Below are 21,734 nucleotides of genomic sequence, written 5' to 3' on the forward strand. Positions count from 1 at the left end.
GACAGGGGTGCAGTTAGCTCGGCTGGAGTAAGTGGGCACTCGGCGGAACCTCAGTCGGCTCCCGGCCGCGGATGCCCCGACGCCGGGTAGCCACCCCGCGAACGAAGTTCAACCACAACGGCCCACGTCAGCAGCGGACAGCGCTAGAATCGCGGGGCCACCGTGATCACAGGATCACCCGCTGATCACGCAGTGGCCCCGCGAACGACCGCCGAAACCAAACCTGTCCCAGGAAAGGACCGCCATGCCGCCAGGCGGCGCGCAGCAGCACCCCCTGCTGAAAGACCTGCTGCACATCCCGGAACAGTTCGACGCGAACCGCCTCGTGGTCAAGCTCTCCGACGAGAGCAACCGCGACGAGATGGTCCGCCAGTACGTGACCACCCCGGGCATCGAGCAGGCCTTCGACGGGGCGCTGCGGCTCATCGGCAGGGCGCTGGCCGACGACCAGTCCAAGGCCAGCTACCTGCACGGCTCCTTCGGATCCGGCAAGAGCCACTTCATGGCGGTGCTGCGCGAACTGCTCAACGGCAACCCGCACGCCCGCGACAAGTTCGCCGCGCTGGTGCAGCAGCACAGCTGGGTCGACGACTCGCGCTTCCTGCTGGTGCCGTACCACATGATCGGCGCGCGCAGCGTGGAACACGGCATCCTCGGCGGCTACGTGCGCCACGTCCAACGCGTGCACCCGGAAGCCGAAACCCCGCGGGTCTACCGCGCCCAACGGCTGGTCGAACCGCTGCGCAACATCCGCGCCAGCGTCGGCGACGAAGCCTTCCTCGCGAAACTGCGCGGCTCCGCCGCCGAGGACAACTCCGGCTGGGGCAAGATCGAGAAGGAACGCAAGAGCGGCTGGACCCCGGAACAGCTGGACGCCGCGCTCTCCGACTCGCCCACCCCGGAAGAGCTCGACAAGCTCGTCAACGAAGTCGCCCCGGTGTGGCTGCCCGACTACATCGGCGGGCTGGCAGGCGAAACCGACGCCTACGTGCCCCTCGACCAGGGCATGAGCGAAATCGCCCGGCACGCCAAGTCCCTGGGCTACACCGGGCTGGTGCTGTTCCTCGACGAGCTGGTGCTGTGGCTGTCCGGGCGCATCCAGGACAACGAGAACACGCTGGACGAGGCCGCCAAACTCGCCAACCTCACCGAGTCCAACGACACCTCCCGCGCGCTGCCGATCATCAGCTTCGTGGCCCGCCAGCGCGACCTGCGCGAACTGGCCGGGGACATGCCCACCGGCGCCGACGAGGCCAAGCTGCAGGACCACCTCAGCTACTGGGACGGCCGCTTCGAGACGATCAACCTCGGCGATGAGAACCTGCCGGTGGTCGCCAGGCACCGCGTGCTGCTGCGCCGGGAAGGCTGCGAGGACCAGCTCGCGCAGGCCTTCGAACGCACCGAGCGGATCCCCAGCAGCGTGCGCGACGTGCTGCTGGAAGCCGACAACGCGGGCTCCTTCGAGGAGAGCTACCCGTTCAGCCCCGTGTTCATGGACACGCTGGTCAAGGTGTCCGCGGCGCTGCAACGCGAACGCACCGCGCTGAAACTGATGCAGCAGATCCTGATCAACCGCCGCGAGGAGCTGCGGCTCGGCGAACTGATCCCGCTGGGCGACCTGTTCGACGCCATCGCCGAAGGCTACGACGCCCCGTTCACCCAACGGCTGAAAGCCGAGTTCGACAAGGCCCGCAGCGTCTACAAGGACACGCTGCGCCCCGAACTGCTGCGGATGGAAGACCTGCGCGAGGACCAGCTCACCGGCGAGGACGTCCCGCAACAGGCCGCCCGGTTCAAAGGCATGGACCGGCTGGTCAAAACGCTGCTGCTGGCCTCGCTGGCCCCCAGCGTGCCCGCGCTGCGCGAACTCACCGCCAGCAGGCTGCTCGCGCTCAACCACGGCCAGATCCGCTCGCCCATCCCCGGCCAGGAGCGCTCCGTGGTGACCAGCAAACTGCGCGAGCTGGAACGGCAGGTCCCCGAGCTGCACGTCGACACCTCGGACGACCCCAGGGTGCGACTGGAACTCACCGACATCGACGTCGACAAGCTGCTGCAAACCGTCACCAATGTGGACACCGAGGGCGACCGCAGACGCCTGGTGCGCCGGGTGCTGTTCGAGGAGCTCGGCGTCGAGAACGAAGCCCAGGGCTTCGTCGACTACGAACTCGCCTGGCGCGGCAGCGCACGCACCGTCGAAGTCGGACTGGAGAACGTGCGCGGGCTGTCCGCCGAGGAATTCGGCTCCCAGGTCCCCGACAGGTGGCGGCTGGTCCTGGACTACCCCTTCGACGTCGGCGACCACGGCGCTGCCGAGGCCCACCAGAAAGCCGAATTCCTGGGCAGGTCCGACGGGGAGGAGCCCCCGCGCACAGTGGTGTGGGTGCCGCGCTACCTCACCGGCCAAGCCGCCAGGCAGCTCGGCAAACTGCTGCAGATCAACTACCTGCTGCGCGGCGACAACCTCGAGAAGAACGCCACCCAGCTCGGGGCCGACCAGCGCCAGCGCGCCAAGGAGCTGCTGGAGAACCACCGGGAATCGCTGGACAACTACCTGCGCAACCTGCTGCGCAGCGCCTACGGGCTGTCCAACGACACCAGGGAGGTGCAGACCGCGCGCGAGTACGAGGTGCACTCGCCCGTGCCGAACCTGCACCCGCGCATCGACCCGGGACGCGGATTCGCCGACACGCTGTACCGGCTGGCCGACCAGTGCCTGAGCTACAGCTACCCCAACCACCCCAACCTCGACCCGCGCGGCAAGGGCGGACGAGTCAGCACCAAACAACTCCAGGAAGTGCTCGAGGTCATCCGCAGGGCAGTGGACTCGCCCAGCGGGGAGCGCGCCGACGAGATCCACGATCGCAAGCTGCGCGACACCCTGCGCGACCTCGCCCACCCGCTGCAGCTCGGGCAGGAGATCGAAGGCGGCTTCGTCATCGACCGGCACTGGGGCACCGAGCTGGAACAGCGCATCCACCGCGACACGAGCGCGAGCAGCGAACTCACCGTCCGACAGGTGCGCCGCGGACTCGCCGACCTCGGGGTGCAGCCCAGGACCGAGAACCTGATCATCGGGGCCTTCGCCGAGTTCACCCAGCGCAGCTGGTTCCGGGGCGGCGACTCGATCCCCGCGCCCGGGGTGACCGACATGGCCGACGACATGGTGCTGCGCCGCCGCCCCATGCCCAGCCAGCAGCAGTGGGAAGAAGCCACCCGCAGGGCGCAGCTGCTGTTCGGGGCGAACAAGCAGGGCACCGTGCCCTCACCCCGGCTGGTCGCCAAGTTCGCCGACATCAAGAGCACCATCGTCGAGCACAGCCGAAACGCCGCCGAACTGGTCAACGTGCTGGAAGAGCACGCCGAACAGCTCGGGCTGGACACCACCGCGCCGGCAGGCCGCTACGCCACCGCGCGCGAAGCCAGCGGACTCGTCTCCGAACTCGTCGACCTCGACGACCCGGTGGAACTGGTCAAGCGCCTGGCCGACCACCAGCTGCGCACCGACGAGCACATCCTGCTGAAATCGCTGCGGAGCGCGCGGGAGGTCAGCGAGGCCATCCGCGGAGCCGACTGGACCTCCATCGGCCAGCTCGAACAGCTCCCGGACAGCAGAGCAGGCAAACTGCTGGAAACGCTGCACGAGGCCGCCCGCCACAACGAGAACGCCACCTCGCTGCCGGAAACGCTGCGCAACACCAAGCAGCAGGCCCAAGCGCTGATCGGGGACATGATCCGGCGGCAGAACCAGCACGGCACCACCCCGGACCCGAACCCCGAGCCTGGCCCGGAACATACCGGGAGCACGGACGGAACCGGCGACGGTCGGCCCGCCGGGGACCAGCCGGCCACGAACCCCGCTCCCGCACCGCCTGCGGGCACCGGCGGCAAGTTCACCATCAGCGGTACCGTCGAAGAAGTGACCAGCCGGCTCCGCCAACTCTCCGCGCAGTACCCCAGCGCGCACTACACCGTCGAGGTCAGCGTGCACGACGAGGCCGGTGAGCGGACATGACGCTGGCGGGCAACGAACTGTTCGAACAGGCCACACTGGCCAGACTGAAGCGGCTGCTGAACAAGCAGACCAGCGAATCCGCCGTGTACGGCATCCAGGTTCCCGGCGAACCCAGCTGGAGCGGCGCGGCGGAACAAACCCACCAGGGCGTGGACGTGCGGTTCGTGTGCTGCGAATCGGTGCTGGCGATCCACATGGCGCTGGCGGACTGGCAGGACCAGACCGGGCAGGACCAGACCGGACAGGACCAGCCAGGGCAGGACCAGCAGCGCCGCCGAGCGCTGGTGCTGATCACCAACCGGACGGACAGCGAGCTCGGGCCGGGAGTGCTGGCCAGGCTGGAAAACGCCAAGCTGTACAGCATCTCCCACAAGGCCCTGCTGGAAACCGCGCTGGGCACGCAGACCGACAAGGCCATCTTCCGCCCGGAGAACTCCTGGCTGACCAGGATGCTCACCGAGCTGTACGCCGCGGGCAGGATGAACGCGCGAACCGGCGGCGGCTTCACCCTGGAACAAGCCCACAACCAGGCGCTGTCAGCCAGGCTCGGGCTGGCCCGCGACGAACTGGACGCGCACAGCCTGCTGCGCACACTGCTGCGCCCCGGAGTCCGCCAGGACTGGGCGGACATGGACGCCGAGCAGCGACGCGGACTCGTCGAAGTGATCGCACGAGCGGTCGGCGAACCCGCCAAAGCCATGCTCACCCTCGCCGAGCGCGGCAAGGACCCGCTGACCGAGCTGCTCGTGGTCGACGCGCTGCTGCGCGCCGAACGAACCGAGCCGGAACACGCCAAAGCGATCCTCGGCGCCTACCAGTACAGCCGCGAGCTGCTCGGCTCGGAGGAGATCACCAAGGAGCACCTGCGCGAAGCCGCCGACAAGGCCGTCGAACTGGTCAAATCCACCCCGGCGGGCGAGAACGAGCAGTGGGCCGAGCAACGCAACCGCGCGGACAAGCTGCTGAGCGAATTCGCCGCGGAAACGCTGGCCGTGCACAGCGACGTGCTGCCCAGCGGATTCGGGCAACGACTCGAACGGCTCGCGCGGGAGCTGGACACCCGCTCCCTGGAACACGCCCAGCAGCACCACGACAGCGAGCACGGCGAACAGCGAACCCGGCTGCTGCGCGTCCGGAACGCGCTGCGGCTGCGGAAATGGCTCGCGAGCAATCCGGACACCACAGTGGACAGCGTCGGCGACGGGTTGCGCGCCCACGCCAACGAACTCGCCTGGGTGGACCGGGCGATCAACCACGTCATCACCGGCGGCGACCCCTCCCCCGCGGTCGCGGCCACCCTGCGCGAAACAGCCGCCGAAGCCCAACGAGTTCGCCGCGAGATCGACCTGGCCTTCGGCAAACGACTGGCCGCAGGCATGGACGCTCCCCCGGGATCGATCGTTCCGGTGGAAGACTTCGCACGACGCGTCCTCCAGCCGCTCGGCAAAACCGACGAACGCCGAGTGCTGCTGATCGTGCTGGACGGGATGTCCGGTGCCGTGGCCGCGGAACTCGCCGAGGAGATCATCAAGAAACGGCGCGACACCCTGCGCGAAGTGGTCCGCGACGAAACCGGACAACGCGAAGCGCTGCTGGCGGCCTTCCCCACCACCACCCGCTACAGCCGCAGCAGCCTGTTCGCCGGACGACTCGTCGAAGGCGACCGCCACGACGAGCGGAACAACTTCCGGCGGCTGTGGAACCACCGGAAACCCGAAGTCTTCCACAAGAACCAGGCAACCACCCAGGACGGCGGCGAGCTGGACAGCGAGCTCGTAGCGGCAATACACGGCAACGGCGACGAGGACGACACCCGCAACGACACGGTCGCGGTGGTGCTCAACACCATCGACGAAGCGCTCACCGACGGCAGGGAATCCAACGGGGGCAGCTGGACACTGGACGACATCCCGATGCTGAACGCCCTGCTGCGCCACGCCGAGAGCGACCAGCGCACCGTCGTCCTCGTCAGCGACCACGGCCACGTGCCGCACCACGAGACCGAACTCCGCTCGGCCAACAACGCCGACGCCCGCTGGCGCAGCGGCGGCGAAGCCGAACACCCCGACGAGATCGTCCTGCGCGGCAAGCGAATGCTCGCAGGCGACGAAGCCGTGTTCGCGACGACCGAAGCGATCCGCTACGGCAAACGAGCAGCCGGATACCACGGCGGCGCAGCACTGGCCGAAGTGGCCATCCCGCTGCTGGTGCTGCACCCGGTCAGCGCGGAACTGCCGAAAGGCTGGTACGAACGCCCCCACGACGAGCAGCCACAGTGGTGGCACGAGCAGAACCGAGCCGACCCCAGAGCGAGCAGCACCCGGCAAAGCCCGGAAACGGCCGAACGCTCCGAAAAGACCTCCCGCTCCACGCAGCAGGACACCCGAGCACGGCAGAACCAGCCCCAGGACCCCCAGATCCCGTTCGACGAGCTCGAACCGTCCACCACGGACACGCTGGGCGAGCAGCTGGTCCGCACCCAGGCGTTCCAAGCCGCGCACAAGCAAGGCACGCGCGCCCCCCGGCACGATGTCTTCGCAGCAGTGATCGACGCGCTGGTCGAATCCCCCGGCCAACGACTCGCAGTGGCCAAGGTGGCCCAAGCGGCCGGGCAGGCCAACCGCAACCCCCGCGGCCTGGTGAGCATGCTGACCAAAGTGCTCAACCGCGACGGCTACGCAGTGCTGCGCCTGACCGAGCACAACCAGACCGTGGAGCTCGATGAGGCCCTCCTGCGCGAGCAGTTTCTTTTCTGAGAAGAAGGGGTCGGCGGCTCGGTTGCCACAGGTGGTTCCGCGGCGGATACGTTGCACGACGGCAGGACACGTGGCGTAGGCTGCTGAACGCGGTGCCGCGAACACAACGAGGTGCCGTCTCACGTGTCGGCAACCGAGCCCCGAACAAGCCGTTCCACGAGGGATCCCGAGCCGAATGAACCAGGTAAGCCCGGCCCGCAGACGCGATGTCATCGCCGCGCTACGCCGCGGAACAGTGCCGGAGGACGGCCTGGACCTGTTCGCCGTGGGCCTCGACCGGCTCCACGGCACCTTCGACGAGGAACTCGACGGCTGCGCCTCCGGACGCGCCAATTTCAAAGCCGTGCGCGGCGAGTACGGCGCAGGCAAGACCTTCCTCGCCCGGTGGCTGGCCGAACGGGCCAAGAACAAGAACATGGCCGTGGCCGAAGTGCAGATCTCCGAGACGGAAACCCCGCTGCACAAGCTGGAAACCGTCTACCGCAGGCTGTGCGAACAGCTGGCCACCCCGACGGAAGGCCCGAGCGCCTTCCGGTCAGTGCTGGACAGCTGGCTCTACACCCTCGAAGAGGACGCGATCGGAGCCGACGAGAGCCTCGCCGACGACGCGGACCGGCTCGCCGAAGCCGTGAGCGAACTGCTCGAGAAACGCCTCGCCAAACTCGGTTCGAGCGCCACCGGATACTCGGCGGCCCTGCGCGGCTACTACAAAGCCGAGAACAACCAGGACACCGAAGGCGCCGACGGGCTGGCCGCCTGGCTCTCCGGGCAACGACACGTCGCCTCCGAGCTGCGCAAACGCGCAGGCATCAAGGGCGACCTGGACCACTTCCTCGCGCTGAGCTTCCTGGAAGCGCTGCTGCTGGTGCTGCGCGACGCGGGCCACCCCGGCCTGCTGCTGGTGCTCGACGAGGTCGAAACCCTGCAACGAGTGCGCAGCGACGCCAGGGCCAAAGCGCTCAACGCGCTGCGCCAGCTCATCGACGAAGTCGACTCCGGACGATTCCCCGGACTGTACCTGCTGGTCACCGGAACACCCGCCTTCTACGAAGGCAGGCAGGGCGTGCAGCTGCTCCCACCGCTGGCCCAACGGCTGTCCACCGACTTCTCCGGCAAACCCGAGTTCGACAACCCCCGCGCACCCCAGATCCGGCTGCACGGGTTCACCCACGAACGACTGGTCGAACTCGGCGGCAACGTGCGGGACCTGTTCAGCGAAGGGCTCTCCACCGCCGACGGGACCGCACAGCGCGTCGCGGAGAAAGTCGACGACGCCTACCTGCGGGACTTCGCCACGGCCATCGCAGGCCAGCTCGGTGGGAAAGTCGGAGTGGCACCGCGAGTCTTCCTGCGCAAACTCGTCGACGTGCTCGACAAGGTCGAACAACACCCCAACTTCGACCCGCGTCACGACCACGAAGTCTCCGTGTCCGACACCGAACTGACCACCGCCGAACAGGCAGCCAGAGCCACCGGGGCGGAAACCGCCGATGACGTCGAACTCGACCTCTGAAGAAGTGTTCGAACGGCTGCACCCGATCGTGCGGCACCACGTGATCAGCACCCTCGGCTGGCCCGACCTGCGCCCGCTGCAGCGAGCCGCGATCGGACCGGTGCTGGACGGCACGGACGCGATGCTGCTCGCCCCCACCGCGGGCGGCAAGACCGAAGCAGCCGCGCTGCCCCTGCTGACCCGCATGGCCGAGGAGTCCTGGGAAGGGCTGTCGGTGCTCTACATCTGCCCGCTGCGCGCACTGCTGAACGACCTGCAGCCGCGCCTGGACTCCTACGCGCACTGGCTGGGCCGCTCCGCCGCGGTCTGGCACGGCGACGTCTCCCAACCCCGCCGCGCCCGCATCCTGCGGGAAGAACCGGACATCCTGCTGACCACACCGGAATCGCTGGAAGCCATGTTGGTCTCGGCCAAAGTCGAGGCGAGGCGATTCTTCCGCAACCTGCGCGCCGTGGTCGTCGACGAGATCCACGCGTTCGCCGGCGACGACCGGGGCTGGCACCTGCTGGCCACGCTGGAACGCCTCTCCCGACTGGCCGGACGACCACTGCAGCGCATCGGGCTCTCGGCGACCGTGGGAAACCCGGAAGAACTGCTGAAGTGGCTGCAAGGCTCCGCCGAGCAGCGCCCCGGTCGGGTCGTGTCCGGCGCGGAAACCGCGCCCGCCGCCCCACCGGAGATCACGCTGGACCACGTGGGCAACGTGACCAACGCGGCCAAAGTCATCGCCACGCTGCACCGGGGCGAGAAGCGGCTGGTCTTCGTCGACTCCCGCCGGCGCGTGGAAGAGCTCTCCGCTGCGCTGCGCAGCCACGACGTGACGACCTTCGCCTCGCATTCCTCCCTGTCCTCCGCGCAGCGCCGCGCCTCGGAACAGGCCTTCGCCGAAGCCGACGACTGCGTCATCGTGGCCACCTCCACCCTCGAACTCGGCATCGACGTGGGCGATCTGGACCGGGTGATCCAGCTCGGAGCTCCCGCGACGGTGTCCTCGTTCCTGCAGCGACTCGGCCGCACGGGCAGACGCGCGAACTCGGCACGCAACTGCCTGTTCCTGTGCCTGGACGAGGACTCCGTGCTGCACGCGGCCGGGCTGCTGCAGCGCTGGTCAGCAGGCTGGGTCGAACCGGTGCGCTCACCACCGGTCCCGCGGCACATCGCGGCGCAGCAGTTCCTCGCCCTGGCGCTGCAGGAGCACACCATCACCCCCGACAGCCGACAGCGCTGGTGGGGCGAGTTGCCGCTGTTCGACGAGCACGCGGAGCGGATACTGCACCACCTCGTCGAGAACGGCTTCCTGGAAAAGGACGGCGAACTGGCGTTCATCGGCCAACGCGCCGAACGGGAATTCGGCAGGCGCTACTTCTCCGACCTCACCGCGGTGTTCAGCGCCCCGCCCGAGTTCACCGTGCTGGCCGGGCGCGAAGAGATCGGAACAATCACCGACGAGCTACTGGTCACCGAGCAGGAAGGCCCGCGCGTGCTGCTGCTCGGCGGGAAGAACTGGCTGGTCAACCACGTGGACTGGGCGCGCCGCCGCTGCTACGTGGAAACCACCGACCTGGCGGGGAAAGCACGCTGGACCGGCTACGGGGCCGGACTGTCCTTCGAGATCACCCGCGGGATGCGGCAGGTCGCTCTCGGAGCCGAACCATCCGGGGTCACCCTCACCCGGCGGGCCGAGCAGGCGCTGCAACGGCTGCGGGAACGCCACTCCGCGCACGTGACGCACGAGCGCACCGTGCTGCTGCGCGACCGGGACCGGACTTTCTGGTGGACCTGGGCCGGCACGGCGGTCAACCGGACGCTGCACGCGAACCTGACCGGCATCGCCGATGAGCACCAGCGCGTGGGCAACTTCGGCATCCGGCTGCACCACGAGCTGCCCTTCGAGCAGGCGGCCGAGGCCATCGCGGCACTCGACATGACCGGACTGAACGCCCCGGACGTCGACGACAAGGCCCTGAACGGGTTGAAGTTCTCCACGGCCCTTCCCGCCGATCTCGCCAGGGACACCCTGGCACAGCGCCACATGGACTCCTCCGGAGCGGCAGCGGTGCTCCGGGAACCGGTGCGGCGGACGGTGCGCGAGGAGTGAACCCCACCGGTTCTGCCGGACAGCACGCCCGAGTCCCCCGGAGAGTGCACAGTTTTGCCTGAAACTGGGAGACCGCGGGAAACGAAGAACGGCCCGACCTCGTTCCGGGGTGACTACGAGGCCGGGCCGATTCGCCCGCGGGCAACGCTTTCAGGTCTCAGTCAACCGACACGGTGTTCCACCGCTGGGAGAGGCTGTCCACGTCCTTGTACAGCACGATGCTTCCCCCGCGGTGCAGATTCCGGTAAGGGCTGAGCACCATGTTGCTGTCGTTGAACGGCGAGATGCGCAGTCCTTCGTCCTTGCGCACCGACCACCACTGCGCGCGGTCGCCCCGGTCGCACTCCTTCTGAACCACGCGCCGCCGCGAGTCGTCCTCCTTCGGCGCCATGCACAGCCCGGAACCGACGTTCTTGATCCGGAAGACGTCGCGGTACCCGGTGCGCAGGAACTTCCACTGCTCCTGGAAGCGCTGCGAACCGGTCTTGTGCTTGTTCCACATCCCCAGCCTGTGGCCCTCCGAGGTGCTCCAGTGCCTGGGGAAGAGGAACTGGTGGATGCTGCGGTTGTAGAGGTGGTAGGGCTCGCCCGCGTTGATCGAGGTCTGCGCGTCGCGCGCCTGCGGTCGCACCTGCTCCTGCTGTCCGTGCTGCTCGGCGGCTCCGGCACCGGCCCCCATGACTCCGACCATGGAGAAGGCCGCCGCGAGCACCAGGGCGATCCGCTTGTTCAACTTCACCGGGATCCGGTCCTTTCCCGTTGTCGCTGGAAAACTTCCGCGAAGACCATCGGCACGCCGAACAGGAAGATCAACATCTCTTTCAGGTGAGAACGCGGGAATACCAAGCGAACCCCCAGCCAGCAGCCGATCCGCACCCTGCGCACCCCACAACGGGGGGTGAACCAGCGGCGCCGACCAGCGCGCAGGCTGCTCGGCCGGCTGCGCGCGGTACGGCGATGAACTCTCAGTCCGCGGAGCCCAGACCACGGTTGACGGCGCCGAGGCTGTCGCGCAGCGCTTCGAGCTGCTCGGGGGTGAGCAGGTCGATCAACGAGGAGCGCACGGCTTCGAGGTGCCCCGGGGCCGCGCTGCGGAGCTTTTCCAGCCCCTCGTCGGTGAGCACGGCGAAGACGCCGCGGTCGTCACCCGGGCACGAGCGGCGACGCACCAACCCGGCCTTCTCGAGCTTGCCTATCTGGTAGGTCACCCCGCTCTTGGAGGTCACCAGCTGAGTGGCCAACTCGCTCATCCGCACCTCGCGGTCGGGCGCCTCGGCCAGCCACACCAGTATCTCGTACTGGGGGTGCGAGAGGCCTTCCTGCTCGCGGAGCTGGTGCTCCACACGCCTGCCCACGCGATGGCTGGCCTCCAGGAACGCGTTCCAGGCCGCCATCTCCCCGGAGTCGAGCCAAGGTGGTTGCGTCATGCACTCATCCTAGCGGTTGTTCGAATTTGAACAACCCGGTAGCGTGGAACTAGTTCAAATTTGAACCACAAGCGTTTCGGCGGGCCCCGACCCCGCCGACCCCGGGTCGGAGGCCACCCGCCGGCCCGGATCCGAAATCAACCACTCGAAAGGATGTAGTCATGCCGCAACTGCCGCCCCAGGTCCGCGACCTGGCACTGCTGCTGGCCAGACTGGTCGCCGGGATCGTGTTCATCGCGCACGGGATGCAGAAGTTCGTCCAGTGGGGGATCAGCGGCACCGCCGACTCGTTCGCCGGAATGGGCATCCCCGCTCCCCAGCTGTCCGCCTGGGTGGCCGCGCTGATCGAGACCGTCGGCGGGATCGCCCTCCTGCTCGGCATCGCCCTGCCCGTGGCGGGAGTGCTGCTGGCGCTGAACATGCTCGGCGCGCTCGTGCTCGTCCACCTCGACCAGGGCTTCTTCTCCTCCGGCGGCGGCTACGAGTACACGCTCGTGCTCGCGGTCATCGCCCTGGCCCTCGGCTTCAACGGCGGAAGGTACGCGCTGGACAGGGCGCTGAGCAGCTCCGGCTCCCGCGCCGGCAGGGAGCGCACCGGCGAGAGCGTCGGGGTGTGAGCAACCCCCGGTTTCGGAACTGCCCGGCTCGGTTCGCCCGGGCAGTTCCGCGGGGTGTGGACAACTCCCAATTCTAGGCAAAACTGGGAGCCCACTCACCCTTCCAGCGTTGCCTCCTGGAACGTCGTCGCCCGGAACGTCGACAGCCCGGCGGCAGGCGGTGCCGCGGGCTGATCGACGGCCGGATATCCCGCCGCGAGGACGTAGAGCGGGGTCCTGCCGATGTTGTCCAGCCCCAGCCGCTCGGCGACCGGCGAGTCGTGGAAAGCACCCGTCTGCGCGGGCCCGAGCCCCAGCGCGGTGGCGGTCAACGCGAAGGTCTGCCCCAGATGCCCCGCGTTGAGCAGGCTCACGCGGTAGGAGCGCGGTGTGGGGTACTTGCTGAGCAGCCGATCCACCACGAGACCGAGCACCACCAGGAAGGCAGCCCCACCCGCCCACTCCTGGTCCGCGCAGAAGTGGGTCGCGTCCGCGGAGGTGAACCCCGCGGAGAGCAGCTCCAGGGAGTGCTCCCGCAGGTTGTAGTGGTACACCCCCGGCTCGACCCCGCTCACGTTCCGGACGGCCACGTAGGCGTCCAGCTCCTGCCGCGCCCCGCCCGCTGGACTCGTGCGGCGGAACAGCGCGCCCCGCCCGCAGTCGATGAAGTCCACCGGGGCGAACGTCGTGGCCAGCAGCGCGCTCAGCACGGGCAGCGGCACCGGATCGCTCGCGTAGTCCCGGCAGGTGCGCCGCGCGCGAAGCACCTGCTCGTAGGGGGCGTGCAGCTCCGCGAACGGTGGTCGGGGCAGGAAGATCCGGTCGGCCCGCGGATAGCCGGTGAACAGCACGAAGGGGACCTGCGGATCCCGACTCGCCGGGGACTCCCCCGCGGGGTCGTTCTCGGGATACTTGACGTCCTGGGTCGCGTAGTGGAAGAAGGCGGCCTCCGGGCTCCAGGTCGACCACTGCCGCTCGAACCGCTCATCGGCCGCAGCCTCGGGAGTGTCGGCGGCCAGCAACAGCCCGCTCCCGCGCAACTCCTCCACCGCCTGCTCGACCGTTTCCGCGGAGAGGTGGTTCAGGTTCTCGGCCGCTTCCGCCTGCTCGGTCCATTCCGAGAAGGCGGACAGAATCTCGGCCACGGCCGGATGAAGGGCGAGCGGATCACCACCCGGGTGGGGGTGGACGACGAAGGACCCGTCGTACCAGTAGCAGACCAGCCCGTGACGACGGCGCAGACGCATGCGTGCTCCAAGAGAATCCGGAATCGACCGTGAATTCAGCGGTGTTCGCCACGGGGCGGATCGAGTGATCCGCCCCGCGACTTTCATCTCTGGACAGGGCACTCTCCCCTGGTCAGGAGTGTTGCCAAACCCACCAGAACGGACCGTTCTTCCGGTCGTTCCGGACCACGGGAGCGGCCTGGATCGTGATGACGCGCATCGTGCTCACCTCCCTTCCCGTCGAGTTCCTGCGGTACGTGGCCGATTACGCCAGCGCGCACACCGGAAGCACAACGGAAAAAACAGGAATCACTCCGGGAGGCGACGAAGAAGCACGCTTTTGCCCCAGAAAAGATTACACGGAAGAGGAAGAAAGCCTCACCGGGAAACGTTTCCCGCAACAGGCGAAGAGCCGCGAAAACAAGAATCTCCCGGAAATCCCGATGAATCCTCACCGGACGCGGACCCGGAAAGCCCGCACAGCTCCGGCCGGGACGCATCGGCAAGAGCGCGGGGGGTGTGGACAACTCCCAATTTCAGGCAAAATCGCGCACCCGCCCACCGGCGTGCCGCTCGGCGGGTGCAGCGATGCTCCCGAACCGCCCCGCGGCGCGAACCGTCCCGCGGCGCGAACCGCCCAGCCGGGATCAGCTCAGTCCGAGCGCCACAGCTCGCGCATGCTCGCCAGGGTCCGCCGGTAGCGGCGGTAACCGTCCTCGTAGCACTGCCGCACCTGCGGGTTCGGGGTCACCTCCCGCGTCGGCAGCGTCCACTCCCCCGAATCCACCGGATCGCCCAGGGCCCGCGCCGCCGTGACCGCAGCCCCCCTGGCACCCATGCCCGGATCGTCCGGCAGGTGCAGCGGCTGCCCCAGCACGTCCGCGAACACCTGCGCCCACGGGTGCGAACGCGTTCCCCCGCCGCAGGCCACCAGCTTGCCGTCCAGGCCGGCGGCCTCGAAGCAGTGCCGCGCGGCGTAGGCGACGCTCTCGCAGACCGCGCGCACCACGTCGGCGCGCGTGGTCCCGATCCGCACCCCGCTCAGCTGACCGCTGGCCCCCGGATCCACGAACGGGGAACGCTCCCCGCCGGGCGCCAGGAACGGCAGCGCCGAGACGTCGTTGGCCCCCGGCGGGCTGGCCTCCAGCTGGGCACCCAGGTCGTCGATGCCCAGCCCGAGCAGCTCCAGCACCCAGTCCAGGCTGGCCGTGCCCACCATGGCTGGCATGCCGTGCAGCAGCTGGTTCTCCTCCGGCGTGCACAACCACATCCCGGAGGGCTCGTCCTGCCAACGCCGGTTGCCCACCTCGGTCAGCACCTGGCAGGCCAGCGTGGTGCCCACGGTCAGCAGCCCGTCGCCGAACTCGTTCAACCCACCCCCGACCGCGCAGGCAGGCAGGTCGAAGGGTCCGGCCGTGACCGGTGTGCCCGCGGGCAGCCCGAGCAGCTCGGCCCCGTTGGAGTCGAGCTCGAAGACCTCCCGCGGCTTGGCCGGCTTCGGCAGCAGGTGCTTGTGCTCGGCCACCCCGCAGGCCTCCAGCGCGGCGTCGTCGTAGCAGCGCGTGTCCGCGTCCAGGAACGGGACCGAGGCGTCCGAGGCGTCCACGCTGATCTCGCCGGTCAGCACGTGCAGCACGGAGTCGACGCAGTACCCGGCCACGTCGGCGGCGCGCAGCGACTCCGGCTCGTGCTCGGCGAGGTGGGCCAGCAGCGCCCCGTGCGAACCGGGGAACAGCCCGTTTCCGGTGCGCTCGTAGACCCTCCTGCTGACCCCGTCGCGCTGCCACCGCCGCACGATCGGCGCCGCGCGGCCGTCCATCCACGAGATCGGGCTGCGCACCGGCCTGCCGCCCGCGTCGCGCAGCCACAGCCCGTCCCCCTGCCCGGTGAGGGCGACGGCGCGCGGGCGCGTGCCGGTCCGCTCGACCACCTCGCGGACCACGGCCGCGACCGTGGACACGACGTCGTCGAGGTCCTGCTCGACCCGCCCGTCGGCGTAGTACTCCAGGTGGGAATGCCTGCTGGCCTCGGCCAGCACCCGGCCTCCGTCGTCGAAGGCGGCGGCCTTGGTCAGCGAAGTTCCGATGTCGACAGCGGTGATCATGTCCGGTTCCCTCGAACCTCGGGGTTGGCGAGATGCGCCTGCGGCTCACCCCGCGCGAAGCGGCCGACCTCGGCCGCGACGATCCCGGCCGCGCGGTGCGCGGTCTGCCGCGTGGCCCCGGCCAGGTGCGGAGTGGTGATGACGTTGGGGGCGTTGTGCAGCGGCCAGTCGGCTGGCGGCGGTTCCACGTCGTAGACGTCCAGCGCCAGCGCGCCGAGCTTGCCGGAGCGCAGCAGCCCCGGCAGCGGGGTGTAGTCGAGCAGCCCGCCGCGGGCGGTGTTGACCAGCACGGCCCCCTCGGGAAGCAGGTCGAGCTTGTCCGCGTCCAGCAGGTTCCTGGTCTCCGGGGTGAGCCTGGCGTGCAGGCTCACCACCGAGCAGCGCGGCAGCATGCTGTCCAGGTCCACCGGTTCGACACCGTCGGCGCGGAGCCGGTCCGGGTCGGTGTAGGGATCGGCGACCAGCACCTCGGCCCCGAAGGCGCGCAGCACCCGAGCCACCCTGCTGCCGATGGCCCCGTAGCCGACGAGACCGACCGTGCCGCCCTCCAGCTCGACCCCGGCCTCGGGGTAGGCGTAGAAGTCACCGCGCCAGTTCCCCTTCTTGAGCTCGGAGTCCGAGTCGGGGATGCGGCGCAGCGCGGCGAGGATCATGCCGACCGCGTACTCGGCGGCAGCGGCGGCGTTGCGCCCCGGGGCGTAGGTGACCGCGACCCCGGCCTCGGTGGCCGCTGCCAGGTCGACGTTGATCGGACCTCCCCGGCACACGGACACCAGTTCGAGTCGGGGGGCCGCCGCGAACACCCGCTCGGTGAACGGCCCCATCTGCGTGACGCAGGCCGTGGCGCCCTCGACGGCCTCGATGACCTGCTCCTCGCTTCCGCTGGCCTCCTCGACCCCGCCGATCGGGCCGAAGGGCTCCACCGGCCAGGGCAGCTTGAGCTTGGCGACCTCCGGGTCCTGCTTCCCGGACCCCTCCAGTTCGGACCGCAGTGCCGACTCGAGCAGGTCGGGACCGACGAAGTGGTCCCCCGCAGCCAAAACGCGCACGATCGATTCCCCGTCTCTGATGATGCTTCGTCAGGTGTGTTCGTTCGGTTGTCCGAGCCGGGCATTTCCTCGGCGCCTGCGCCGAAACGCCACCTACGCAATCGGCGCCGCCGCGGGTTCTCTCGTGGTGCTCTCGCGAGGAAGGCCCGACGTTGTGTAGGTGGCTACCCGATGTCGGGCCTACCGGAGCGAGAGCCCGCGAGAGGTTCCGCCACCCGCACCGCCACGCAGACCGAGCCACCGACCCTCTGTTCAGTGCTGGTGTTCGTAGTGAGTTATGTGCGCGACCTTCTCGGCGCTGGCTGAGGCCGGATCGAAGGAGTAGCCCAACCACTCGTCGACCAGGCGTTTGGCCAGCTCGGGTCCCACAACCCTGGACCCCATGGTCAGCACCTGGCAATCGTTCGACTTGATCGAACGCTCCACCGAGTAGGAGTCGTGCGCGACGGTGGCGCGCACTCCCCCCACCTTGTTGGCCGAGATGCACATGCCGATCCCCGTGCCGCAGATCAGCACGCCCCGCTCGGCATCACCGGCCGCCACCGCCTCGGCGGCGGTCAGCCCGAGGCGGGGGTAGGCGCGGTCGTCGGAGGCGTCGTGCACGCCGTAGTCCAGCACCTCGCCGACCCGCTCGTCGGCCCTCAGCTGTTCGGCGATCAGCTGCTTGAGCTCGAAGCCCGCGTCGTCCGCGGCGAGCGCAACGGTGACTGTCATTTTCGATTCCCCTCTCGTCGGGAGAGTGCGCGGCTCGGTTCGCTCGGGCGGTTCCGTGGGACCACCCCGGTCAGGCGGCCCGCGCGCAGGCCCCGTCGGCCAGCTCCGCGGCGGCCGCTTCCAGAAGCAGGGCCAGCGAGGTGGCCCCCGGATCGGGCGTTCCCCGGTCCCTGGCACCGAGCCGGGAGGCGCGTCCGCGCGCGGAGGCGAGCTCGGCGGTCCCCTCGGCGGCCTTGCTCGCCACCCGCGCCGAGGAGGTCAGCGCCTCGGCCGGGGCCGTTCCGGACTCGGCCTGCTCCACCAGCGCGTCGCGGAAGGGCTCCAGCGCGTCGAGCAGCGTCTTGTCCCCGCGGCTCGCCCCGCCGAGCTCGGCGACGGCGGAGCAGGCCCCGCTCACCGCCTCGGCCAGCGCCGCGGTGTCCACCCGCCCCTCGTGGGCGCGCAGCCCGGCCCCGGTCTGGCTCAGCAGCGCACCGTAGAGCGCTCCCGAGGCCCCGCCCGCCGCGTCGGCCAGCGCCGTCCCCGCCGCCAGCAGCGCGTCACCGATCGAGCCCGCGTCGTCCGGGCGGCTGCCCGCGGAGTCGGCCGCGCGCACGGCCGCGCGCAGCCCGCGCACGATGCCCTGCCCGTGGTCCCCGTCCCCGGCGACCGCGTCCAGCCGCCCGAGCTCCTCCTCGGCGGCCGAGACGCGTTCCAGCGCCGCGTTCAGCAGGGCGTGCACCACGCCCCCGCGGCTCTCGTGCCGCTGCTCGGTCTCCGGCGTCCCCGCCTCGTCCGCCCCGCCGAGCTCCGCTCCGGGGGCGAGCGGGTTGAGCGGGCGGAACCCGGGGGTGTCGCAGTCGGCGTCGTAGAGCTCGGCGAGCTCGTCGTCCAGCGCCAGCAGCGACAGCGAGAGCCCGGCCATGTCCAGCGAGGTCACGAACTCGCCCACCTCGGGCCGGTGCGGGCGCAGCCCGGCGGCGCGCAGGCGCCGCTCGATCGCCGGGTAGCAGGCGAACATCTCCTCGTACTTGGTGCGGCCAAGGCCGTTGAGCAGCACGGCCACCCGTTCGGTTCCGGCGGGCAGCTCGGCGACCAGCTTGTCCACCAGCTCGGCGGCCAGCGCCTCGGCCCCCATGGCGTCGGCTCCCCGCGCGCCGGGCTCGCCGTGGATGCCCAGGCCCAGCTCCACCCGCCCCGGGTCGACGGTGAACAGCGGCTCGGACTTGCCGGGCAGGGTGCACCCGCCGAAGGCGGCCCCGTAGGTGCGGGTGCGCTCGTTGGTCCTGCGCGCCACGGCCGCGACCGCGTCCAGGTCGTCGCCGCGCTCGGCGGCGGCACCGGCCGTCTTGAACACGAAGAAGTCACCGGCCACGCCGCGCCGCTCGGCCGCGTCCTCGGCGCTGCCGCTGGCGATGTCGTCGGTGACCAGCACGGTCCTGCTGTCGATCCCCTCGGCCGCCAGCCTGCGCGCGGCCAGCCCGAAGTGCATCACGTCGCCGGCGTAGTTGCCGTAGCCGAACAGCACCCCGGCGCCGCCGTCGGCCGCGCGCGCCGTGCGGTAGACCTGTTCCGCACTGGGGCTGGTGAACACGTCCCCGATCACCGCCGCGTCGGCCAGCCCGGGGCCGACCAGCCCGGCGAAGGCCGGGTAGTGCCCGCAGCCGCCGCCGATGATCACCGAGACCTTGCCCTCGCGGGGCGCGTGCCGCCCCACCACTCCGTACGCTCCGGGCACACGGGCCACGGATCTTCCGTAGGCGGTGACGAACCCTTCCAGCCAGGACTCCTTGAAGGAGTCACCGTCGATCAGTCCGGTCATCAGGCACCTTCGCTTTCGATCACCGGTGCGGACAGCATGGACAGCAGGGTGCGCCGGACGTGGGACAGCGAATCGGCCACGACGGTGGCCGACTCGACGGCGTCCGGCTTGGGCGGGTACTCGGGGTTGGGGATGGCCACCACGCTCATCCCGGCCGCGTGAGCAGCCCGGATGCCGTTGCTGGAGTCCTCCACGGCCGCGCACTCGGCTCCGGTGCGTCCGAGTCGTGCGGCTGCTTCGGCGTACACGTCGGGGCTGGGTTTGCCCCTGGGGACCTCGGCGCTGGACACGGTGGCCGCGAAGTGGTCCGCGAGCCCGTTGCGGTCGAGCACGGCGTCTATGAGCCGCCGCGCCGCCGAGGAGGCCAGCGCGATCGGGGCCACCGCGCTGACCTGGGTGACCATCTCGCGCGCCCCGTCGAGCAGTTGGATCTCGCCGGCGTCCAGCGCGGCGATCATGTCGTCGACGACGGCCCGTTCGACCTCCGAGGCGGGTTCCGGCTCCCCGCACACCCGAGCGAGGTAGGCCGACCACTCCGGCGAGCTCATGCCCTGCACCGTCGCGGTGTCGGCCGAGCTCCACTCGTGTCCGTGGCGGGCGGAGTAGCGGCTCCACATCCGTTCCCAGAGGTGTTCGCTCTCCACCAGCACGCCGTCCATGTCGAACACGACCGCTCGCAGCCGGTCCGTCGACCGCGGCTCGGTTACCTGGCTGACCGTCATGCGCCGTCCTTTCACAAGCTTGAGGTTAAATTAACGACACACACTTTATATGTCCAGAGCCCGCGTTAACCTCACCCGAGCAGCGCAGCGCCACCCCGAAGATCCAGAAGGCCTTCACCAGGATATACGGGTTCAACATGCGAAAACTTCGGATTAACACCTTGCGCGTGAAAGTAACTAGATGCATGATGCTCGCTTAACACCGGCGATGACGCGCATCACAACTCCCGATGGCCCATCCGCCGCGTACACGGGCCACCCGCGTGGTGAACCCGGCATCATCAGTCGCTTCGGAGGCGGGAACATTGGCACAGCAGCCACCAGGCGCGGCGAGCGCGGAAGCCGCGCCGGACAACCGGCCCTGGTTGGAGAGAATAGGCATCCCCAAGCCGCTGTTCTGGGGATTCGTCGGCGTGCTGATCTTCATGATCGGCGACGGTGTGGAGATCACCTACCTGACCGACTACCTGCAGCGCCCCGAGGGCGGCGGGCTGGAGGGCTCCCAGGCGACGTTCGCGACGGTGACCGTTTACGGGCTCGCCGTGATGATCGCCTCGTGGTTCTCCGGAACGCTGTCGTCCATCTGGGGCCCGCGCTACGTGATGTGGCTCGGCGCGGCCTGGTGGATCGTCTTCGAGATCCTCTTCCTGTTCGTCGCGGTGCCCACCCACAGCTACGCCCTGATCGTGACGATCTACGGCATACGCGGGTTCGCCTACCCGCTGTTCTCCTACGCCTTCCTCGTCTGGGCCCAGGTCGCCAGCCCCGTGCACATGCGCGGCTCGGTCGCAGGCTGGTTCTGGTTCGTGTTCACCGGCGGGCTGCCCACCCTCGGCGCGGCGGTGGCCGCGCTGGCCATCGGGCCGTTCGGCATGAGCCTGCACGCCACGCTGGTGCTGTCGCTGGTGCTGGTCGCCCTCGGCAGCCTCATCGGCTGCTTCGGCATCCACGAACCGCACGGCACCAAGCCGATCGCCGACGAGAGCGTGACCAACCCGCGCAGCCCCAAGCGCCTGCTGGAGGGCGTCGACATCCTCTGGCGGGACAAGCGGACCCTGGCGGGCGGGCTGACCAGGATCGTCAACACCGCGCCCGAGTTCGGCTTCTTCGCGATGTTCCCCTTCGTCTTCGGGCCGGAGACCCCGGGCGGCGGTTTCCTCAGCACTTCCGAGGTGGCCGCGCTGAGCAGCATCACCTACGCCGCGAACATCGCGGCCAACCTGGGCTTCGGGGTGCTCGGCGACTACTTCGGCTGGCGGCGCACCGTCACCTGGTTCGGCTGCGTCGGGTGCGCGATAGCCACTCCGCTGTGGTACTTCGCCGCCGTCGGTTCGCAGAGCTTCGCGGTCGCCTCCGTGCTCGGCGCGGTCTACGGCGTCCTGCTGGCGGGCTTCGTGCCGCTGTCGGCGCTGATGCCCTCGATGGTCTCCACCAAGGACAAGGGCTCCTCGCTGGCGGTGCTGAACTTCGGCGCGGGCGGTGCCGCCTTCCTCGGCCCGGTGACGGTCTACCTCGTGCACCCGGTGCTCGGCGGCGGCGGTGTCGCGATCACCTTCGCGCTGATGTACGTGGTGGTGGCCGTGCTGTCCAGCTACGTCAAGGACCCCAGTGACCCGGGCGAGGCCAGGGCCGAACGAGGGGTTCCGGACGACGCTCCGACGAAAACGGCCACGACCTGAGCAGGCCGGCGGCGAGAATCCCGCCGGGGACGCA

14 protein-coding genes are annotated in these 21,734 nt (G+C 69.6%); 6 read left to right on the top strand and 8 right to left on the bottom strand.

All coding sequences use genetic code 11. The annotated features are described in order from the left end of the window. Nucleotides 1-244: 244 nt before the first annotated feature. The 4 genes from G9Q41_RS17510 to G9Q41_RS17525 all read left to right on the top strand — a co-directional run bounded on the left by G9Q41_RS17510 (nucleotide 245) and on the right by G9Q41_RS17525 (nucleotide 10,382). Nucleotides 245-4,015, top strand: a complete 3,771-nt coding sequence (locus G9Q41_RS17510) for a hypothetical protein (protein ID WP_165632998.1) — start codon at nucleotides 245-247, stop codon at nucleotides 4,013-4,015. Then, entirely contained in the window at nucleotides 4,012-6,771 is a 2,760-nt protein-coding gene (gene pglZ / locus G9Q41_RS17515; RefSeq protein ID WP_165632999.1) for a BREX-2 system phosphatase PglZ, read from the top strand. The genes G9Q41_RS17510 and pglZ overlap by 4 nt, the downstream gene beginning before the upstream one ends. A gap of 175 nt (nucleotides 6,772-6,946) precedes the next feature. Beyond that, on the top strand, nucleotides 6,947-8,284 hold the full coding sequence (brxD, locus tag G9Q41_RS17520; RefSeq protein ID WP_165633000.1) for a BREX system ATP-binding protein BrxD: 1,338 nt from the start codon (nucleotides 6,947-6,949) through the stop codon (nucleotides 8,282-8,284). Next, nucleotides 8,262-10,382: a DEAD/DEAH box helicase gene (locus G9Q41_RS17525; RefSeq protein ID WP_165633001.1), complete on the top strand. Its 2,121-nt coding sequence runs from the start codon at nucleotides 8,262-8,264 to the stop codon at nucleotides 10,380-10,382. The genes brxD and G9Q41_RS17525 overlap by 23 nt, the downstream gene beginning before the upstream one ends. Before the next feature lie 157 nt (nucleotides 10,383-10,539). Here the strand turns inward: G9Q41_RS17525 and G9Q41_RS17530 are convergent, their stop codons facing one another. Together G9Q41_RS17530 and G9Q41_RS17535 are read right to left on the bottom strand one after the other, a co-directional pair. Beyond that, nucleotides 10,540-11,121: a ricin-type beta-trefoil lectin domain protein gene (locus G9Q41_RS17530; protein ID WP_347567555.1), complete on the bottom strand. Its 582-nt coding sequence runs from the start codon at nucleotides 11,119-11,121 to the stop codon at nucleotides 10,540-10,542. Between the two features lie 226 nt (nucleotides 11,122-11,347). Beyond that, nucleotides 11,348-11,809, bottom strand: a complete 462-nt coding sequence (locus G9Q41_RS17535) for a MarR family transcriptional regulator (RefSeq protein WP_165633002.1) — start codon at nucleotides 11,807-11,809, stop codon at nucleotides 11,348-11,350. A gap of 161 nt (nucleotides 11,810-11,970) precedes the next feature. On the opposite strand from G9Q41_RS17535, the gene G9Q41_RS17540 reads away from it, so the two are divergent. Beyond that, entirely contained in the window at nucleotides 11,971-12,426 is a 456-nt protein-coding gene (locus tag G9Q41_RS17540) for a DoxX family protein (RefSeq protein WP_165633003.1), read from the top strand. A 95-nt stretch (nucleotides 12,427-12,521) separates the two neighbouring features. Here the strand turns inward: G9Q41_RS17540 and G9Q41_RS17545 are convergent, their stop codons facing one another. From G9Q41_RS17545 to G9Q41_RS17570, 6 genes are all read right to left on the bottom strand, one after another. Then, nucleotides 12,522-13,652 (bottom strand): SagB/ThcOx family dehydrogenase, encoded by a 1,131-nt coding sequence (locus tag G9Q41_RS17545; RefSeq protein WP_242687608.1) that lies wholly within the window; start codon nucleotides 13,650-13,652, stop codon nucleotides 12,522-12,524. A 631-nt stretch (nucleotides 13,653-14,283) separates the two neighbouring features. Beyond that, the gene (locus G9Q41_RS17550; protein WP_092524937.1) at nucleotides 14,284-15,735 is read right to left on the bottom strand and encodes an FGGY-family carbohydrate kinase; all 1,452 of its coding nucleotides are present in this window, start codon (nucleotides 15,733-15,735) and stop codon (nucleotides 14,284-14,286) included. Next, nucleotides 15,732-16,784: a 2-hydroxyacid dehydrogenase gene (locus G9Q41_RS17555; protein ID WP_165633004.1), complete on the bottom strand. Its 1,053-nt coding sequence runs from the start codon at nucleotides 16,782-16,784 to the stop codon at nucleotides 15,732-15,734. Before G9Q41_RS17555 ends, G9Q41_RS17550 begins: the two co-directional genes overlap by 4 nt. Before the next feature lie 252 nt (nucleotides 16,785-17,036). Beyond that, a complete protein-coding gene (locus tag G9Q41_RS17560) occupies nucleotides 17,037-17,498 on the bottom strand; it encodes a ribose-5-phosphate isomerase (RefSeq protein ID WP_092524941.1) in 462 nt (153 codons plus the stop codon). Between the two features lie 70 nt (nucleotides 17,499-17,568). After that, entirely contained in the window at nucleotides 17,569-19,299 is a 1,731-nt protein-coding gene (locus tag G9Q41_RS17565) for a dihydroxyacetone kinase family protein (protein ID WP_165633005.1), read from the bottom strand. Beyond that, nucleotides 19,299-20,021 carry an HAD family phosphatase gene (locus G9Q41_RS17570; RefSeq protein ID WP_165633006.1) on the bottom strand — a complete coding sequence of 241 codons (723 nt, stop codon included), beginning with the start codon at nucleotides 20,019-20,021 and terminating at the stop codon, nucleotides 19,299-19,301. The genes G9Q41_RS17565 and G9Q41_RS17570 overlap by 1 nt, the downstream gene beginning before the upstream one ends. Before the next feature lie 305 nt (nucleotides 20,022-20,326). Between G9Q41_RS17570 and G9Q41_RS17575 the strand changes: the two genes are divergently transcribed. Further along, on the top strand, nucleotides 20,327-21,700 hold the full coding sequence (locus G9Q41_RS17575; protein ID WP_165633007.1) for an MFS transporter: 1,374 nt from the start codon (nucleotides 20,327-20,329) through the stop codon (nucleotides 21,698-21,700). Nucleotides 21,701-21,734: the final 34 nt, after the last annotated feature.

The organism is Actinopolyspora sp. BKK2, from assembly GCF_011291845.1.
Lineage (GTDB): Bacteria > Actinomycetota > Actinomycetes > Mycobacteriales > Pseudonocardiaceae > Actinopolyspora > Actinopolyspora saharensis.

What these genes read in the sequence shown, in the direction of transcription:
- G9Q41_RS17510 (WP_165632998.1), top strand. Translation starts at nt 245, where the DNA reads ATGCCGCCAGGCGGCGCGCAGCAGCACCCCCTGCTGAAAGACCTGCTG.
- pglZ (WP_165632999.1), top strand. Translation starts at nt 4,012, where the DNA reads ATGACGCTGGCGGGCAACGAACTGTTCGAACAGGCCACACTGGCCAGA.
- brxD (WP_165633000.1), top strand. Translation starts at nt 6,947, where the DNA reads ATGAACCAGGTAAGCCCGGCCCGCAGACGCGATGTCATCGCCGCGCTA.
- G9Q41_RS17525 (WP_165633001.1), top strand. Translation starts at nt 8,262, where the DNA reads ATGACGTCGAACTCGACCTCTGAAGAAGTGTTCGAACGGCTGCACCCG.
- G9Q41_RS17535 (WP_165633002.1), bottom strand. Translation starts at nt 11,809, where the DNA reads ATGACGCAACCACCTTGGCTCGACTCCGGGGAGATGGCGGCCTGGAAC.
- G9Q41_RS17540 (WP_165633003.1), top strand. Translation starts at nt 11,971, where the DNA reads ATGCCGCAACTGCCGCCCCAGGTCCGCGACCTGGCACTGCTGCTGGCC.
- G9Q41_RS17545 (WP_242687608.1), bottom strand. Translation starts at nt 13,652, where the DNA reads ATGCGTCTGCGCCGTCGTCACGGGCTGGTCTGCTACTGGTACGACGGG.
- G9Q41_RS17550 (WP_092524937.1), bottom strand. Translation starts at nt 15,735, where the DNA reads ATGATCACCGCTGTCGACATCGGAACTTCGCTGACCAAGGCCGCCGCC.
- G9Q41_RS17560 (WP_092524941.1), bottom strand. Translation starts at nt 17,498, where the DNA reads ATGACAGTCACCGTTGCGCTCGCCGCGGACGACGCGGGCTTCGAGCTC.
- G9Q41_RS17565 (WP_165633005.1), bottom strand. Translation starts at nt 19,299, where the DNA reads ATGACCGGACTGATCGACGGTGACTCCTTCAAGGAGTCCTGGCTGGAA.
- G9Q41_RS17570 (WP_165633006.1), bottom strand. Translation starts at nt 20,021, where the DNA reads ATGACGGTCAGCCAGGTAACCGAGCCGCGGTCGACGGACCGGCTGCGA.